This window comes from Psychromonas sp. MME2 (assembly GCF_040566515.1).
Classification (GTDB): domain Bacteria; phylum Pseudomonadota; class Gammaproteobacteria; order Enterobacterales; family Psychromonadaceae; genus Psychromonas.
This window is the reverse complement of sequence record NZ_JBEWXI010000014.1, coordinates 41,040-58,547: the sequence shown is the minus strand read 5'-3', so window position 1 is coordinate 58,547 and position 17,508 is coordinate 41,040. Positions and strand designations below refer to the sequence as shown.

The following is a 17,508-nucleotide window of genomic DNA, read 5'->3' as shown; positions in this document are numbered from 1 at the left end:
CAGTAAAAAGCATAATATAAAAGGAGTTAATTATGAAATTACATCCGCTTGTCCTGGCATTAGGTCTAACACCATTGGTAGGTTGTGGAGGAGGAAGTTCATCATCTGATAACGCCACCGCGACTAGCTACTCAGTATATGCAATTGATGGATATCTACGCAACGCGCAAGTATGGCTTGATCTAAATGGTAATTATCAATTAGATTTAGGAGAGCCAGAGGCACTTTCTGGAGAAGGTGGTTTAACCATATTAGATACAACCAATATCAGCAATCCAGAGCAATACTCGGTTGTTGTCAAGGCAATTGCAGCACAAACAATTGATGAAGATACTGTGACTGTAAGCAATCCCAATGGCATCGCAATTACCACTCCATTTTTATTATCCGCACCAGCGGGTCAAACAGTCATATCTCCGCTTTCCACCTTAGTTAAAATAAAAATGGATAACGGCCAGGATCAGCAGCAAGCAATGACAGCTGTCGCAACAGAGTTAGGTATTGTCGAAGACGCCTTACTTGGGGATTATATTGCAGCCAACCAAGGTGATATCGCAGCAAAAGCTAATGCAGTCGTAGAGTTAGGCGTACTGCCTGAGTCTGAACAAAAATTACAGGAAATTAGCCAAGATAATAGTAATCTTGATGAGCAGTTAACGACGCACTTAGAGACGGTGAAAGTACTAACCGAAGAGCAACGTTTAGTTAAAGAAGAAGACGGTAGTATCACTGTAGCGACAAAAATCGATACGGATGATGATGGTGTCATTGATGATAAAGATGCTTTTCCAACAGATGCCAGCGAATGGTTAGACAGTGATAAAGATGGCATGGGCAACAATAGCGATGCTTTCCCAAATGATGCGACCGAAACTGTAGATACCGATAAAGACGGTGTAGGTGACAATAGCGATGCCTTCCCTAATGATGCGACAGAAACTGTAGATACCGATAAAGACGGCATGGGTGACAATAGCGATGCCTTCCCTAATGATGCGACAGAAACTGTAGATAGCGATCAAGACGGTGTGGGTGACAATAGCGATGCCTTCCCTAATGATGCGACTGAAACAGTAGATACCGATAAAGACGGCATGGGTGACAATAGCGATGCCTTCCCTAATGATGCGACAGAAACTGTAGATAGCGATCAAGACGGTGTGGGTGACAATAGCGATGCCTTCCCAAATAATGCGACTGAAAGCGCAGATACCGATAAAGATGGTATGGGTGACAATAGCGATGCCTTCCCTAATGATGCGTCAGAAACTGTAGATAGCGATCAAGACGGTGTGGGTGACAATAGCGATGCCTTCCCAAATAATGCGACTGAAAGCGCAGATACCGATAAAGATGGCATCGGTGACAATAGCGATGCCTTCCCTAATGATGCGTCAGAAACTGTAGATAGCGATCAAGACGGTGTGGGTGACAATAGCGATGCCTTCCCAAATGATGCGACTGAAAACGCAGATACCGATCAAGATGGCATCGGTGACAATAGCGATGCTTATGCCAATGATCCTGATAAATCTGTGCTTGATACGTTTAGCAACAAAACATATACAACACCATTTATCCACCCTGTATTTAGAAAAGTAACCATTGTTGCAGTAAATACAGAAACATATATTCAAACGTTCAATAATGGTGATATACAAACGGCAACCATGATCTCTTATACCGCACTCAATGGTGTTCACTATGGTCATAACGAAATATTGGACCTATTAAAAACAGATGGCAGTTTTAACAGAATTAGTGCATGGAAATATGACTTCAACCTTGATGGTAACGCTCAATTTATCGGTGCCGCAATTGATATCGGTAATAGAACAGCTAGTGGTGAAAACTTCTTAATGTATGTCGATGAGTCTGATGCCGCACTTGAAGGGGGCAATAATGGAGGAGGAAGGAACTATGATGGTATCTTTAATCCTGAATCAACCACTCATCCGGATGACCTATCTCAGGTTGATTTTGTTGCCAACGTCACCGTAACATGGCAAGAGAGCGATAAAGGAATAACCACCACAACAGATTTTATGCAATATCCAGCAGCAGGATTTGATCACACTAATATATCAGCTTTACAGGCTGAATATGCGGAGCATAAAACGGTGATGGTTGACGAAAATGGCGCACTATCTACCATAGACAAACATGATGACTGGAACGCTGACACGACCGTTAACTCACACATACAGTTTACTGTCATCGCGGAAAATCAATACCAGCTCAACTATAAACGTCCTGTCTGGGCAAATCCAACAGATGGCATTGATGAAGAGTATGCAGACTATAGCTACATAAACGGTAAAGCTGATACCTTAACCTCTTACTGGTACGAAACCAGCGAAAGTTTAAATGATCAAGGTGTACATATCTACGCCGGTAAACGTTATGTACTGGATCAGCAGGATGAAGCCAATATTAAACTGGTTGATGCGGAAAATCCGAATGGTTTGCTTTTCCAAGAATATTCTTCAACTCGTAAATCGGTCAGTGCAACAGAAAATAATGAAATTGTTACCTGGACGCACTATCCACTTGCCGGTTATGACTTTACCGTTGACACCGAAGATACTGGCCAAAACTACAAAATATTCCAAAAACAAAGCAACGGTATCTGGGTTGGCTACACTTTTCCACAATGGGGCTCACAGTCAATTGTTGATCTGCCAGGAAAAATTGAAGCTGCGCGCGCAGGCGGCACAGCGCTTTCAGAAATTGATGAACAGGTTATTGCAGGCTTAAGCCGTTACAATCAACCGATTACCACAACGTCTTTTGCCTACGATGAGCATGGAAATCCGATAACGTGGTACTTTGTCAGTAATCATCCTATTGTCACAGATGGCCAATATACAATGAGTCCCGTTACCCTAACCAATAACGGTTTTAAAGATGGCTGGCTGGTATTAAACGCCGCTGATAACTTCTTCCTTGCCGAGCCGACGACAGATACACCATGGAACTGGTTTAATGCTTATCAACGCTATTGGTTAGGCATTGACTCAATCGACACGGATCCCAACCACTTCATGTGGAGTAACTGGCTAGGTGAGTTTTACTTAGATGAAAGTCAAGCAGAAGCAAAACTTGCTGTATTACAAATTGAACACTTAATTGGTACATGGGCTAATGATTATGTCGCATTTCAATTTAACAGTGATATGACCTATGTAATGGAGCAAAAAATAGGTGATGGTGAATCACCGACAGGAACAGAGTCGGGAACCTTTAGCTATAATAGTGCGACAGGAGCAATAACAGTAACCTCTATCATCGATGATCAAAATGGCAGCTCAGGTCTTTCCGACTACCTGAATAACCCAAGCAATTCTTTTGTGCTTGCTCTGCCAGTCGTTAATGGCAGCTTAACCTTTAGTTATGTCGATGGTGATGAGAGTGGTGAATTTACACTCAATGCAAACTGATGCAGCATCATTAACCTGATTTTTACGGCAAAATAATTAAAGGTAAAACATTTATACCCATGTTATGTCAGGCACTAGCTCGGATACCAGAGCAAGACGTAACATGAGGTATAACTATACTTCAATTTTTTGCCTCGCATCTCGGCACTCTTTTTCTGCTGACTTTGCATCTTGAAGTATCATGGGTATAAATAGGGTATTAGCAGACCATGTTTAACGCCCTAACTCCCCCCTTAAATTCGTCCCTAATAATTCGCGAATCACTTTATTAGAAAGCCCTTGGCTAAGTAAGTAATATAATTTAGCGATCACGGTTTCCGTGGTCATATCCAAGCCACTAATAACCCCCGCTTCTAATAAGGCATGCCCTGTTGCATAGCCATCCATATTAACTTTACCTTTCAAACATTGACTGCAGTTGACAATTAACACACCACGATCACTCGCCTCTTTTAAGGTCTCTAAAAGAGAGTCATCTTGTTGTGCATTGCCCACACCATAGGTCAATAATACCAAGGCTTTAATTGGACTTTTTAAAAGGTTTTCGAGCACTTGCGAGTCTAATCCTGGAAATAGATGTAAAATAGCGATCGATTGGCTTTCAATCTCGGTAACGCGCAAACGTGTATTCACCGAACTTTGCGTCACCCCTGCAATATTTTTTATCTCAATTCCCGCCTCCAACAAAACCGGATAATTGGGAGAGACAAAGGCATCAAAGCCATCGGCATACTGCTTAGTGGTACGATTACCACGAAATAGCTGATTATTAAAAAACAGGCACACCTCATTAATGGGATGGTAAGCCGCGAGATAGAGCGAATTTAATAGATTAATACGCGCGTCGGAACGCAATTGAGAGAGTGGAATTTGCGATCCAGTAATAATTACCGGCTTAGATAAGTTTTCAAATAAAAAGGAGAGCGCGGATGCACTATAGGACATGGTATCGGTGCCATGCAAAATAATGAAACCATCGAAATCGTGATAACGTTTTTGAATATCTAGAGCCAGCGTATTCCAAACTTGAGGGGAAACATTCGCTGAATCAATCAGGGGGTTATATTCATAAAGCTCAAACTCAGGCATCTCATCATGATAAAACTCAGGCATATTCGCGATGGTTTGTGACAGATACCCTACCGCTGGAATAAAACCATCTTTAGAAGGTTTCATACCAATAGTTCCGCCAGTATAAGCAATATAAATTCGTTTTTTCTGGTTCATCGCACTTCTCTTTTATTCTTTATATAACGTTGCTAACTTGTATCGACACACGTAAAACGTGCTTTTGCGCCCTATTATGAAATTAATGAATAGACATAGCCACTATTATGTTTACTGTAATCGTGTTTTTCTTATCGCTAAATCACCCTGTTTTAAAGAGTAACGGCGCTAAGCAATTTGCTAACTGATCGGTTAATTGCAGTATTGAAATAGGCAAGGTTGACCGGGTGATGCTGTAGCCTTCGATAAAGGGCAAAACAATTGATACCGCAATTTGTAATTGCTCCACTGCGCATCCCACTGGGGCAATCGTTTGCAGATGCGTATATAGTTGCGCATATAGCTCGCGATAATATTGGTCGTAAGCTAAACGTCCTAGGCGATGATGATTTGCTGATGCCCAAAACTCTTTAAACAGATCACTATTGCCACTATTTTCACGATATTTAAGAATATAAAAAAGCAACGAACTTAATGCCGCTTTTCCCGATTGACGGCTTGGTTTTTGATAAGCTTGCAAGTAAGTAAAATAACGGTTAATAAAATCCTCAAACAGCTTATCTAACAAAACATGTTTATTTTTAAAATATAACAATACCGTACTTTCAAATAAAGCAGCTTGTTCCGACACTTTCTGTATCGAAAATCCTTCACAACCGACCTCTTTTAAAAGTTGCAATCCTGCCGATAAAATAGACTCAACTTGTTCATCAACCATATATATCCCCCGTATTAATACATTCATTGTAGGGGGCTTATTAATAGTGAGCAATCTTCCATAACGCAAACTTTTTCAATATGTTAACAACGAGACTCATGACAATGGCTATAATCATTACCTAGCCAACAAAGACATGGCTACAATGTGCCATTAATCTCCACATGCTTTATCAGGCGCTAGGGTAAGGAAAATAGCCGTGTGGAATTATCTATACTTCTATTTATAGCTAGAATCACGGTTGGCTTTTTTTAATGACTTTACATCTTGAAAAGTAGCATGAATATAAATATAACGAATGATGATTGAAAATGATGCAGCAGTATCGGGAGAAGCGATGAAACAACATTCCTTATATACTCTTATGCGAGGTGTGCTTTTAGCCTACTTTTTCTGCAGTATAATGAATTTATCCTTTGCGAATACGCTTCCAGAAAACACCCTCATTACCCCCTTAAAATCGCAAGCATCCTTTAGCAATAAACAGCACAAAAAAACACCACATAAAATAGCCTATATGCCACCAGCAACCGAATTTAACTATTACCTTGAGTTATGGAAGGGGATTTCAGCAGCTGCATCTGCCACTAAGAATGAAGTGTTTTTACTTGCTCCACAAAAAGACAACCCGACAGAACAGATAAAAATGCTTAGCAACGTAATACAAACGGATGTCTCTGCGATTATCTTTGCAACTCACGATGAAGTTGCCACGGCCCCTCTAATCAAACAAGCCATTGCCAAAGGAATTATTGTTATTATCGTCAATACAGACGACATCAACTACCCAACACCCGTGCATGCAATTGTTGGCTATAAACAACGTAAAAGCACTTATCTATTAGGCCAATATGCTTTATCTTTGACACAGAGAAAAACAATCAATGTCGGCATAATTGAAGGAGAAAAGGGGTATCACTCCGAGCAACGAGTGACAGGCTTTACAGATGCAATTAAGAACTCGCAATTACAAGTTATTGCCCGCGCTAATGGCCACTGGAGTACAGAAGGAGGTTATGCTGCCACATTAGAAATGTTCCGCAACCACCCCGATATCAATCTTGTTTTTGCTGCCAATGATTTCGAAATTATTGGAGTAGAAGCAGCTTTAAAAGCATTGAACATTCAAAATGTTCTCTTATTTGGCAATGATGGAGTCCCCTCTGTCATTGATGCGATTGCCAATAAAAGAATAGCGGCAACCATGTATGCAAATCCACAAGAAATGGGAAAAGTGGCATTTTCGGCCACCCTTGATAGCCTTACTAACGATTTCAAAGGAGGTTATATCGAGACAGCAATGACACTGATCACTCCCGACAACGCAGATTTACATTATTCTGAAAAAAAATGGCAACCTAATGATTTAAAAGAAATTATAATCACAGGGGAAACAACAGCAGGATTAGCTAATAAAGATGGTAGTGGTTTATATTGGGATATTATGCGCGCAATATATGAACCACTAGGCATCAAGGTTACGATAAAATCACTACCTCTTAAACGCTCACAACTAATGGTAGAAAGCCAAAAAGCAGATATGATGCTAGGAAATTATCGCGGATACTCCAACAATTTAATTTTTTCACAATGGCATTATGACACTAAGGATATAGTTGCCATATTCAAAAAAAGCACCTTGCCATGGCATGGCCAACAAAGTATTTCCGGTAAGCGTGTTGCTTGGGTTAGAGGCTCAAATTATGATAACTACCTTTCCGTAGACGTTATCACTAAAGAACAAAATAATCACGTAAGCCCATTGATAATGTTAGAAAGAGCCAGAGTCGATTACTTTCTCTGTGATCGCGCAGCTCTTGTCGAAGCATTAGAGGATTCAGCTAAACATTTGCAAGAAGCAGGTTTTAACCAAGACGACTACCAAATTAAAAGCCTCTTTAAATTGAAGTTATATCCCGCCTTTACCAATACACCTCGCGGTCAAAAGCTAGCCGAAATATTTGATAGTCAGCTCCCCCAATTACTCCACTCAGGTAAACTCAAGGCAATATTCGACAATTGGAATACCCCAATATTCCCATTTGACTACTGATACCAATCCGCATAAGCATCTGATCTATCTTGTTAATTAAAAATAATTGATAGCAACACTGCATTCAATCGCAGGTCATAGCTATAATTATGGAATCGGTAGACTTTGTATGAACTAATGGGATAATATCAAATCGTTTTATGGAGATGGATCCCCCTAATATAGTGACGCCCTAATAGGCCAAACGTTTAAACAACATTAACGTGTATGTTTAATACCAACCTGAATAAATAGCAGACCTATTTGGCTAGTTAAAATCAGATAACATACTGAATCAGTTTGGTATAAATTTATGCACGTGATAAGGGGGGAGATGTGTCAAGCCAATACGCACTTAGTCGAGCATCTATTGCAGTTCCATTTTTCAATACCATCAAAGAATATGGAAAAGATCCAAGAATCATCACCAAACAACTCGGTATTGACGATCACGTTTTTACTAATAGCAATCTTTATCTCCCCTCCTACTCATTAGGGCACCTCCTTGATTGCAGCGCAAAATTAACCAACTGTGATGATATTGGCTTTATATCTGGCCACATAGGTACAACGCAAGATCTACACCCTAAACTGGTATCATTGCTTGCTAACCAAGAAACATTAATGGATGCATTACTGGCTTTAAGCCAATGGCTGCATTTACAAGGCTCTCATTTCAATCTTGAGTTTGAATATATAGAGGGTGAGTTACGCATTTACCACACTAGCTCCTTGCACTCTTCACACAGAGGATTTAAACATGCGCACCTTTTTACAACATCACGCCTAATTAAACTATTAAGTAAATACCAAGGCACAGATTGGAAGCCTAATTATATTGTGTTGCAACCAGATATTGCCGACACCACGCAGATAGCACAAAAGACCGAAAACGGACGAGTATTAGTCGGACAACCTAAAAGTTATATAGCGATTAATTGTCAAATAGAGTCAATGGGGGCAACCAATAGCACTTACCGAGACAAGTCGACCAATGCATTACAACAACTAAAAATTATCATAAATACACTATGGTGCACTAACAACTTTAGTTTAGAGCTCATCGCTCACTTATTTGGTATTTCAGAACGCACCGTACAGCGTATATTTACCGAAAGCGGAGACACCTTTAGAAACTATATCAATAACTTAAAAGTAGACCAAGCAAAGCAACTACTTTTACAGGGATTTAGCGTAACTCAAACGGCAGAGAAGTTACAATACACAGAGCCCGCCAACCTTTCTCGCGCAATAAAAAAACAGACTGGCTTATCACCAATGCAATATATCAATCAACATGCTCGTGATTACACTCCGGAACTGCAATAGCCAATAATATTATAAAATATTACATGGCATACAATGTCGCAAAATGATAGGGACAGTATTGCCCTTCCCACGTAAAATTCTGAAATATACAAACATTATAATTTTGTTCAGGAGTCTATATGTTTAAAAAAACTTTACTTGCTAGCGTGCTCGCTGTCAGCGCATCAGCCAATGCTATCACGACTGAAACACGTCAAGCGTACAGCAAAGATTTTGGCATGGTTAGCTTCATGTATCCAAGCGAACAAGCTTCATGGTACTGGAAAAACCTTGATCAAGTGATGCCAACCGCCTCGGTTAAAAAAGCGGGTATTGCAAAACCACTTGAAAGAGATTACATCTCAGCAAGTAAAGTAAATAACGCGACTTTTAATGATACAAAATTAACTGAGATAATGAATGGTGAAAACCCAGCTGTAAACTCAATGATGATTGTGAAAGATGGCAAGGTTATTTTTGAAAAAAACAACATTCCTGCAAATACAAAACATGTATGGATGAGTAACGCCAAAGCTATCGCGGGTCTACTTGTCGCGATGTTAGAAGCTGAAGGTAAGCTTGATGTACAAAAACCACTTAAACAGTACATCCCTACACTAAACGGTAAAGATTGGGGTGACATTGCAATTATCGACGTATTAAATATGCAATCAGGTATGGATCATGAAGAGAATGATGCGGCACGTGCCAACCCTAACTCTTGGATCACTAAAATGATGTTCGCAGAAACGGGGGAAGCACCAAACTATTACGATACGTTAATTAACATTCCAAAAGCAAAAGCGCCAGGCCAAGCATTTGAATACAGCTCTGCTAATACGCAAATGCTAGGTTTACTGATTGCAACAATTGAAAACAAAACCTTATCGGAAGTGTTTGAAGAGCGCGTTTGGTCAAAAGCGGGCATGACTGGCGATGGTTACTTCTCAATGACACCTGATGGTCATGAAGTGATTCACGGCCTATTCAATTCTAACATCGAAGACATGGCTCGTTTTGGCATGTTATTTACCGATTCATGGTCAGCAACCGCTGAAAAGCAAATCATTCCTAGCGACATGGTGAAACATATTCAGAAATCGGTAAAACCAGGCGTTTACAAAGTAAGCCCTGCACACGTTGGTTTTATTGGCATGTTCCCTGATGAACCAATTGGTGGCAGCTACCAATTTGATGCGGTGTTTGCAGATGGAGATATCTACAAAGGCGGTATGCGTGGACAGGGTCTATACATCTCACCTAATAAAAATATCGTTGCCGTATGGTTTAGTAACCGTATCGAAGGTAACAACGTAGCAGGCTACATTCGTAACTTTGTAAAAGAAGAAATTAAATAACCTGTTTATCCGCCTGTATTGCATTCAAAAATAAAATACAGGCACTACCTTATCAAGTTCGCGGCATCTATATCTTTTATTTGATTGCACTGCGATAGAAGTTAAAAGTGCAAAAAGCAAGATCTACTCCCATGCCCCCTCGATTTATCTCTGAGCACGGGGTGTCCTGTACAGTTCCCAGATTAACTTATTTTGAATCGGCGAGTCGATAATCCAATTAAAGCAAGAGCAAAAATCGCCAGCGTTGCAGGCTCTGATACGATAATTTTCGTATTCGTGTAGCTAATATTATCTATTGCGCCTGAACCATGTAGCTTGATTTGCATTGAGTAAATTCCTGATATACCGAAATCGAGTCTTGCCCATTGGTTGTCACCACCAGTAAAGGGAGTGTAAAAAGTATTTGCTGATATTTCTTCGCCGTTAATATCAAATAAAGAAACTAAAGTATTGCTATTCGTTTCTTGACTTTCAATATCGAAAAAATCAATGCTGTTCAGGGTAACCGCTTCAGAAAAATCAATATTAAAGTAACCGGCCGCTCTTCTACCTTCATCATCAGGATTTGTACAGGTTAATGCATTACAAGTACTGGGATTTTCATGAAGAATTAACACATTACCAGGGCTAAGATCTCCTAGACTTGAGTTATTAAAGAAAGGAGCAGCAAGATCACTATCACCACCAGTATAATTATTTGTATCAAATATCACCGCTAGGTTATCTGCATTACGAGCAACATTTACCCCGTTAAAGGTAACACCATGAGACAAGCTATATTCATTGTCGATAATTGTCCCCGCAGCATATTTATCAAAGTTGATAATGCCACTTGTTGCGAAAGGAGAAGTAACAGCGAATAAAGCGGTTAAGAAGATAGTTTTAATGCAATTCATAATTTTCCAATAATAGTAATATTTATTTATGTGCCTGACTTATTAAGTCAAACCATCAAAGCAAAAAACAAGCCAACTTAAATAATCTATTTTTAAACATGCACTTATATTGATTTATTGATACATCGCCTTCTATGTATGTAAAGTAATTCGACTAATGTAAAACAAGGTTTAGCCCTGATGACTTCTCATAACTATGCATTTACAAATAAGTAAGCAACAAACGACAACAAACGGGGCATCCATGTATTTTACTTCATAAAGATAAACCCACGTTCAACGAGGAAATGCCTAAGTTACAAAACACCGTTTTGAAATACATGGTGAACTTCCTACACCTAATTGAACGTGGCATATTATTTTTAGTCAAAAAAGTATGGGTATTCTCTAGTACTATTATGTTTATTTTTCGAGTGCCACCACCTCACCACTCAGCGCAACTCCTGCCATAATGGCTCCTGCACCACATTGAAAGGTCTCGTTGCTTGAGGTGAGATTGTTTTTATAATTTGATTTGATATTTACTACCGCATTTCCACCTTCTTTTATCGCTCGGTCTTTTAGAGAAATCATGGCAGAAAGGAAAACCCAATTGCACGCTTCTTCATCTGTTTTATTGAAAGCGTTTGTTTTTTTCCTAGTTTTAAATTCACCTAATTCTTTGAGAGCTTTGCCGTAACTCTGTTCGCCAAAGTAGAATGAAACTTCAGAGCCTAATTTAGATTTAGCCACTTCAGAACTCATTGCCTTTGTAATAGAATAATTACCCACATCATCTCTAGCAAAAGTGCTTGATGAGAAAAAAACTAGTGATGAAAGCGCTAGAGTTGTTAATTTTTTCATTGCTATAAATTCCAAAATAGGTTGATTATGACTAGAGCATAACGAGGCTATACAATTTCTCATTGTCAGCCTGATTGTATTAAATAAAAAAACACAGTAATTCATAATCTATTGATATTCAAATAAATATTCTGTTTAAAAAATAATAGGTTCAAGCCTAGAGTGCATGTATACGCACAATTCAAACAAGGGCTTTAAAACAGCTAACAGCTAACAGCTAACAGCTAACAGCTAACAGCTAACAGCTAACAGCTAACAGCTAACAGCTAACAGCTAACACGTTGATTTTCTTTATTTCAATTTATGGGTGTCCAGCCTTTTGTTTCAGCAGGTCATGGGCGTATTGAAACGAGGATATGTGAGCAATTATTAATTGATAAAAAATGGTTGGCCAAGGAATATCGTTGGTCAGGCTTAAACAGTCTTATTAAAATAACCGCACAAGTACATGAAAAAAGTACAGGCAAAGAAACAGAGGAAACACGTTGGTACATTAGTTCATTGCAGTTAGGTGCAGAGCAAGCGTTAGGCGCAGTGCGTGATCATTGGCAAGTTGAAAGTATGCATTGGGTACTTGATATGACATTTAGAGAAGATGAGTCACGTATACGTAAAGGACGAGGACCATTAGCCTTTAACGTTATGAGAAAAATGGCAATGGCCTTATTCAAACAAGATAAAAGTAAATCGGCCAGTATGGCTGCGAAACAGAAGATGGCAGGGCTAGATGATAAATACCGCTCAACCTTGTTGGAGAGCGGGATTAAAATGCGCTAGCCGTGTCCCCACCCCAAGAAAACGTCAAAAACAAAACAAAACAAAACAAAACAAAAAAGTTCAACCAAAAAACCAAAAACATCAACCAATATCACGAATTCATTATTAAACACTCTGTTTTTGTGATATTTCCTTTGCATTTTACAACTGTTTAATAATTAAGCGTTTTTTAATGCTAGATTTGCATCCGAATAAAATATAACAAGGAGACTATTTTATGTTGAAAAAATCACCACTTACAATGATAACGAAGCAGTTATTTCCCCCCTTTCAGCAGCAGTATTCATGACTCTTCTGACAAGCCATAGCGTCTTTGCGGAAAACTTCTCTGCATATAATGCAGCACAGTTGTCAGAACACCTTCAGGCAGCTGTTGATAATGGCGATAGTAAAGATACGATTACAATTTTTGGTACCATTACGACATCACAACAATTCGACATCCAATCACCTGTAACAATTCAAGGTGCACCAGGTTTTCGTGTCAGCCGTATAGTGCGTACTTCAACTGATGCTTTTCAACCACTATTTAACATTCAAAGCAGTAATGTAACTATTCAAAATTTATTAATGTTTGATAGAAATGGTCAAAACGAAAATACTCAAGTTGCTGCAGATGCCGGCAATGACCACTCTAACGCACGTTTAATTAATATTCCCTATGAAGATGCTTATCAACAAATTAGCAATATTACCATTACCAACAATACCTTTGAAAACACTCCGGTTGGCGTTGCTTCTTCAGGGCTCATTCCTCGAAATTTAACGATTACCAATAATGATTTTAACAAGGTAAACCGTAGTGTTGAATTATTGCGTGATGTTGGTCGTGTGCACCACGTACTCGATGTGAGTGCCGATAATGTCGTATTAAATGGCGGAACCATCAACATCTCAAATAATCGTGTGACTGGTAATCGTATTCGCCTAGGATTCTCTGTTGATGCAGGCAATGATGGTATATATGTACCGCCTAGTTTTGAAAACATTCCATTTTTTGATGCTAGTGCACGTGCATTATTTAGTGATCGCCCAGTGGTGTTTACCAATAGCTCAACAATTAATGCGAATAGTATCGCGGGTGCGAATGAATTTGGTATTGCACTTGCGACGGTTGCTAACATTACTGTTGCAGGAAACTGGGTTGCAACAGCGGAAGACGATATTTGGTCTGATGATGCGAGTATTGAAAATAACTTTACAGCAGGCATCAATGTTGAGCATAACAGTGAAAATATTGTTGTCGATGCTAATACGATTGTGGTTGGTACAACGGGTGGATTTGCAACAGGTATTAATGTGCTAGGTTTCCAAGACCATGAAGCACCACTTAATCATGCACAGGCAAGTAGAAATATTTCTCTTGTGCGTAATACCTTTGAAGGGACAGGGCAAAATACTATTTTAGCATTTGGTTATGAAAACTTATTAGTGCAAGATAACGATGCTTCAGACTTTATAACGCGCAACCCTTATTCGGTGAACGCTTCTTTCTATACTATCCCTTGTGGTATAGGTACAAGTACAGCTTCAGGTAATACTAATATTTTCTTTAATCAAAGCAGTTTTGATGGTAACGGCAATGCTCCTCAGTTTTATGACGCTCATGGTAATGTTATTGACTCACCAGTTTGTAACTGAGTTTACTATAGCTTAATCACTTTAATGAAGAGCAACATTTGCGTAGCTCTTCATTGAACCCGCTTTTCAAATGACGTAAAACACTAAGATCAGGCTAATTACAGACACTAACAATCCACGCAGTGAATACACCTCGAATACCAATTTATCTCGACACACAGAGTACCCCTAGCAGTTTCATTGAATTAAGGCATTCTGAAAAAAGCATGTAAAACAGAAGATAGTTTGATGATGATTAGCTTTTTATTAGTTGTGGTGGCTAATAAACTCGCTAACTTTCATCAGGCAAGAACGGGGACAGCCACATCTTATACTTTATAAAAATATGGGAGTTGAGATCGAGGACATCCATATCTTTTGCTTTAATAAAAAGCAAACGCAGCAAACTGCCCCGATACATTGATTAAAAACAGATCAATATTACGTTGATAAAAGGTTATTAACAGTCGTTTATAGCGCTGCTTTTTCATCCGTTGTGAGGGATACCATCGCAGCGTATTTTTCCTACTATCGATACCCCAAATTCGCTTCAACCCACCCTTGCACTTGTGCAAAACGGTACTTTTCTAAACGTGCGAATCCTTGCACGTTACGTACTTTTAAGCGGGTGAAAATGGGTGTCGGTAGCCCACAGAAAAAACGCGCCAATAGCACTGGTGTTGTTTTCTCTGCTAATTTATCTCTAATTGCGGCGCTTAATTGGGTAAAGTCAAGGTCAGTTAATGGCATTAACGCGGGAGGTTCAGGCAAGCTAGCACTCTTTCCTGCACAGACGGAACAGTGCCCACATGGCGCTTGCAGATTCGCATCGGAAAAATAACGCGCGAGTTGTAAAGTTAAACATTGCTGACTGGAGAAAAAGTCGAGTAGATAATGAATCCGTGCTATTTCACTGGCCTCTTTATTTTTAAACTGCACCACGAGACCGTCGCGTAAGTCTGTATTAAGTGGTTGATGACTAACTTGATAGACCTGTGTCATCTGTTTTGTTTGTAGCTCCAACAATCCCTGTTGATCGAGATAATCAATCGCCGTGATCACGCGACTACGCTCACTTGGATATATCCTTTGTAATTGGTCAAAGTTGATGGTTGCCCAAGTACGCGCTTTATCTGCGCTGTTGAAAATGGCCTGCACAAACTGCTGCCGCTCTCCATTAAAGCGATTTAAAATCGTCGCTTCTGCTACGAGCAATTTGTATTTATATTCAGCGTAATAACTGTAAGCCGGTTGTAAAACGCCCTGCAATTCTAAATAGACTAATAGGGTTTTCAATGCCAGTAGACGGATATTAGATTGGCTCGATAGGCTATCCATCAACACCTCCCACTGCCCATTCGCTTGGGCTATCTCATGCAGTATATAATCGATGCCACTGGGTTCGGGAGTGTCGCTGTAGACAAAGTTTTCCAGCACATTAAGGTTGTTTTTATTCGCTAACAGCAAGCAGTCTGACGATAAACCGTCTCGCCCTGCTCGCCCTATCTCCTGCGCATAATTCTCAATGGACTTGGGTAAGTCATAATGGACAACAAAGCGAATGTCACTTTTATCAATGCCCATACCAAAGGCGATGGTGGCAACAATCACTGGCAGTTTCCCAGCCATAAAATCATGCTGAATCGCAACGCGGCGATCATTGGCTAAGCCAGCGTGATAAGCGGTGGCATCCACCCCTTGATTTTTTAATAAACTTGCCAACACTTCAGCGCTTTTTTGTAGAGTCACATAGATGATCCCAGATAATCCGTGGCGCTGTTTTATCCAAGGTAGGAGCAGCGCAAACTTATCCTCATCGGTGACTCCAATAACCGCGAGATTAAGGTTGTGACGATAGGAGCCCGTTAAGGTAATATGATCCGCGCTAATCGCAAATTTAGCCGCCATATCCTCAATCACTTTGGCGGTTGCCGTTGCGGTTAGTAGTAATACTTGCGGAATAGCAAAGTCGCGACGATATTGCGCTAATTTAAGATAATCGGGACGAAAATTATGCCCCCATTCCGAGATACAATGTGCCTCATCAACCACCAACAGCGAGATAGGTAGCTGCTTTAAGAAAAGACGAAAACGTTCGCTGTTTAAACGTTCAACGGAGATAAATAAAATCTTAATCTGCCTATTCGTTAAAGCGTTATAGACTGCCGAGGACTCCTGTGGCGTCTGCATCGAATGTAGGCTCGCGGCACTAATGCCCTTTTGCTGTAAAAATTGTAATTGATCGGCAATCAGCGCGAGCAAGGGAGAAACCACTAACGTCAAATTCGGTAAACACAATGCTGGCAATTGATAACAGAGGGATTTACCCGATCCCGTTGGAAAAATGGCCGCTCCACTATGACCATTAAGCAAGGCACCAATAACCTGTTGTTGCCCTTCTCTAAATTGAGTAAAGCCAAAATGCTGCTGCAGTAACTGTTCCATCTTATTCACTCTTTTCAATGACGACGAGGATCACTTATAATCAGCGACCACTTTGAGGTAAACAATATCATGCGAATTCATGCTCTGCATAAACTTTATCAACAACGCCATAGCCGCTGTACGCGCCCATTTTTAGCGAGAGGGGGACGTATTGAACGTTGCGTGCATTGCATGTTACTGCCCTATTTATGTATCTGTTCCATTAAGAAAACCGTGCCCACCAATAGTGCGTTTTTACTGTTAATGTACGATGATGAGATTTTAAAACCGAGTAATACAGGCCGCCTGATTGCCGACCTCATTCCCGATACATTTGCCTTTATCTGGTCACGCACCGAGCCAGATCCAAAGCTTTTAGCACTACTCAAGGATCCTTGCTGGCAGCCCATTATTATCTTTCCTGCTGAATATAGCGAGGACAGCGGCTACTAAAGCAAATGCCATTACTTACAAAGGGGCAACGTCCGTTATTTATTTTGCTCGATGCCAGCTGGGCACAAGCCAAAAAGATGTTCCGGAAAAGCCCCTATCTCGATCCCTTTCCCGTTTTATCATTTTCGCCAGAATCGATCTCACGCTATTTGGTGCGCAAAGCGGTGAAAGATAATCAACTGGCAACGGCAGAAGTCGCAGGAAGAGTATTAGAGTATATCGGTGAAACGGAAAATGCGCAGACGATGGATTTACTTTTTGAGACGTTTAAGGAGAATTATCTACTCGGTAAAGCGCGTAAACCGTTACCTGAAAATGCAACGCAGTTTGCGCTGCAGAAACAATTACTAATAAAATCAAAGGATTGAAATAAAAAATCAATGTCAGTACAGATTTATTGTTACGATTGTCC

At 40.0% G+C, this 17,508-nt stretch carries 12 protein-coding genes and 1 pseudogene; 8 read left to right on the top strand and 5 right to left on the bottom strand.

Features of this window, described 5'->3' with window-relative positions; all coding sequences use genetic code 11:
- Nucleotides 1-32: 32 nt before the first annotated feature.
- Nucleotides 33-3,440, top strand: a complete 3,408-nt coding sequence (locus AB1A03_RS14915; protein ID WP_354625412.1) for a hypothetical protein — start codon at nucleotides 33-35, stop codon at nucleotides 3,438-3,440.
- A gap of 213 nt (nucleotides 3,441-3,653) precedes the next feature.
- On the opposite strand, the gene ansA is transcribed toward AB1A03_RS14915, so the two are convergent.
- Nucleotides 3,654-4,667 carry an asparaginase gene (gene ansA, locus AB1A03_RS14910; protein WP_354625411.1) on the bottom strand — a complete coding sequence of 338 codons (1,014 nt, stop codon included), beginning with the start codon at nucleotides 4,665-4,667 and terminating at the stop codon, nucleotides 3,654-3,656.
- 142 nt (nucleotides 4,668-4,809) lie between these two features.
- Complete coding sequence (locus tag AB1A03_RS14905; protein WP_354625410.1) at nucleotides 4,810-5,385, bottom strand: TetR/AcrR family transcriptional regulator; 576 nt, start codon at nucleotides 5,383-5,385, stop codon at nucleotides 4,810-4,812.
- Between the two features lie 298 nt (nucleotides 5,386-5,683).
- Between AB1A03_RS14905 and AB1A03_RS14900 the strand changes: the two genes are divergently transcribed.
- From AB1A03_RS14900 to AB1A03_RS14890, 3 genes are all read left to right on the top strand, one after another.
- A complete protein-coding gene (locus AB1A03_RS14900; protein WP_354625409.1) occupies nucleotides 5,684-7,438 on the top strand; it encodes a substrate-binding domain-containing protein in 1,755 nt (584 codons plus the stop codon).
- A gap of 315 nt (nucleotides 7,439-7,753) precedes the next feature.
- Entirely contained in the window at nucleotides 7,754-8,746 is a 993-nt protein-coding gene (locus AB1A03_RS14895; protein WP_354625408.1) for a helix-turn-helix domain-containing protein, read from the top strand.
- A gap of 119 nt (nucleotides 8,747-8,865) precedes the next feature.
- Nucleotides 8,866-10,083 (top strand): serine hydrolase domain-containing protein, encoded by a 1,218-nt coding sequence (locus tag AB1A03_RS14890; RefSeq protein ID WP_354625407.1) that lies wholly within the window; start codon nucleotides 8,866-8,868, stop codon nucleotides 10,081-10,083.
- Between the two features lie 182 nt (nucleotides 10,084-10,265).
- Here AB1A03_RS14890 and AB1A03_RS14885 read toward each other — a convergent pair whose 3' ends face one another.
- A complete protein-coding gene (locus AB1A03_RS14885) occupies nucleotides 10,266-10,979 on the bottom strand; it encodes a PEP-CTERM sorting domain-containing protein (protein WP_354625406.1) in 714 nt (237 codons plus the stop codon).
- Nucleotides 10,980-11,381: 402 nt separating this feature from the next.
- Nucleotides 11,382-11,822 carry an excinuclease gene (locus AB1A03_RS14880; protein WP_354625405.1) on the bottom strand — a complete coding sequence of 147 codons (441 nt, stop codon included), beginning with the start codon at nucleotides 11,820-11,822 and terminating at the stop codon, nucleotides 11,382-11,384.
- 321 nt (nucleotides 11,823-12,143) lie between these two features.
- Between AB1A03_RS14880 and AB1A03_RS14875 the strand changes: the two are divergent.
- Nucleotides 12,144-12,599, top strand: a pseudogene (locus tag AB1A03_RS14875) (ISAs1 family transposase); the annotation flags it as partial.
- Nucleotides 12,600-12,884: 285 nt separating this feature from the next.
- Nucleotides 12,885-14,240, top strand: a complete 1,356-nt coding sequence (locus AB1A03_RS14870; protein ID WP_354625404.1) for a right-handed parallel beta-helix repeat-containing protein — start codon at nucleotides 12,885-12,887, stop codon at nucleotides 14,238-14,240.
- Between the two features lie 507 nt (nucleotides 14,241-14,747).
- On the opposite strand, the gene AB1A03_RS14865 is transcribed toward AB1A03_RS14870, so the two are convergent.
- Complete coding sequence (locus AB1A03_RS14865) at nucleotides 14,748-16,664, bottom strand: RecQ family ATP-dependent DNA helicase (RefSeq protein WP_354625403.1); 1,917 nt, start codon at nucleotides 16,662-16,664, stop codon at nucleotides 14,748-14,750.
- Nucleotides 16,665-16,733: 69 nt separating this feature from the next.
- Here AB1A03_RS14865 and AB1A03_RS14860 point away from each other — a divergent pair, with 69 nt between their 5' ends.
- Both AB1A03_RS14860 and AB1A03_RS14855 read left to right on the top strand, forming a co-directional pair.
- Nucleotides 16,734-17,096, top strand: coding sequence for a DTW domain-containing protein (locus AB1A03_RS14860; RefSeq protein ID WP_354625402.1), 363 nt, complete (start codon nucleotides 16,734-16,736; stop codon nucleotides 17,094-17,096).
- A 5-nt stretch (nucleotides 17,097-17,101) separates the two neighbouring features.
- The gene (locus tag AB1A03_RS14855) at nucleotides 17,102-17,464 is read left to right on the top strand and encodes a DTW domain-containing protein (protein WP_354625401.1); all 363 of its coding nucleotides are present in this window, start codon (nucleotides 17,102-17,104) and stop codon (nucleotides 17,462-17,464) included.
- Nucleotides 17,465-17,508 lie beyond the last annotated feature (44 nt).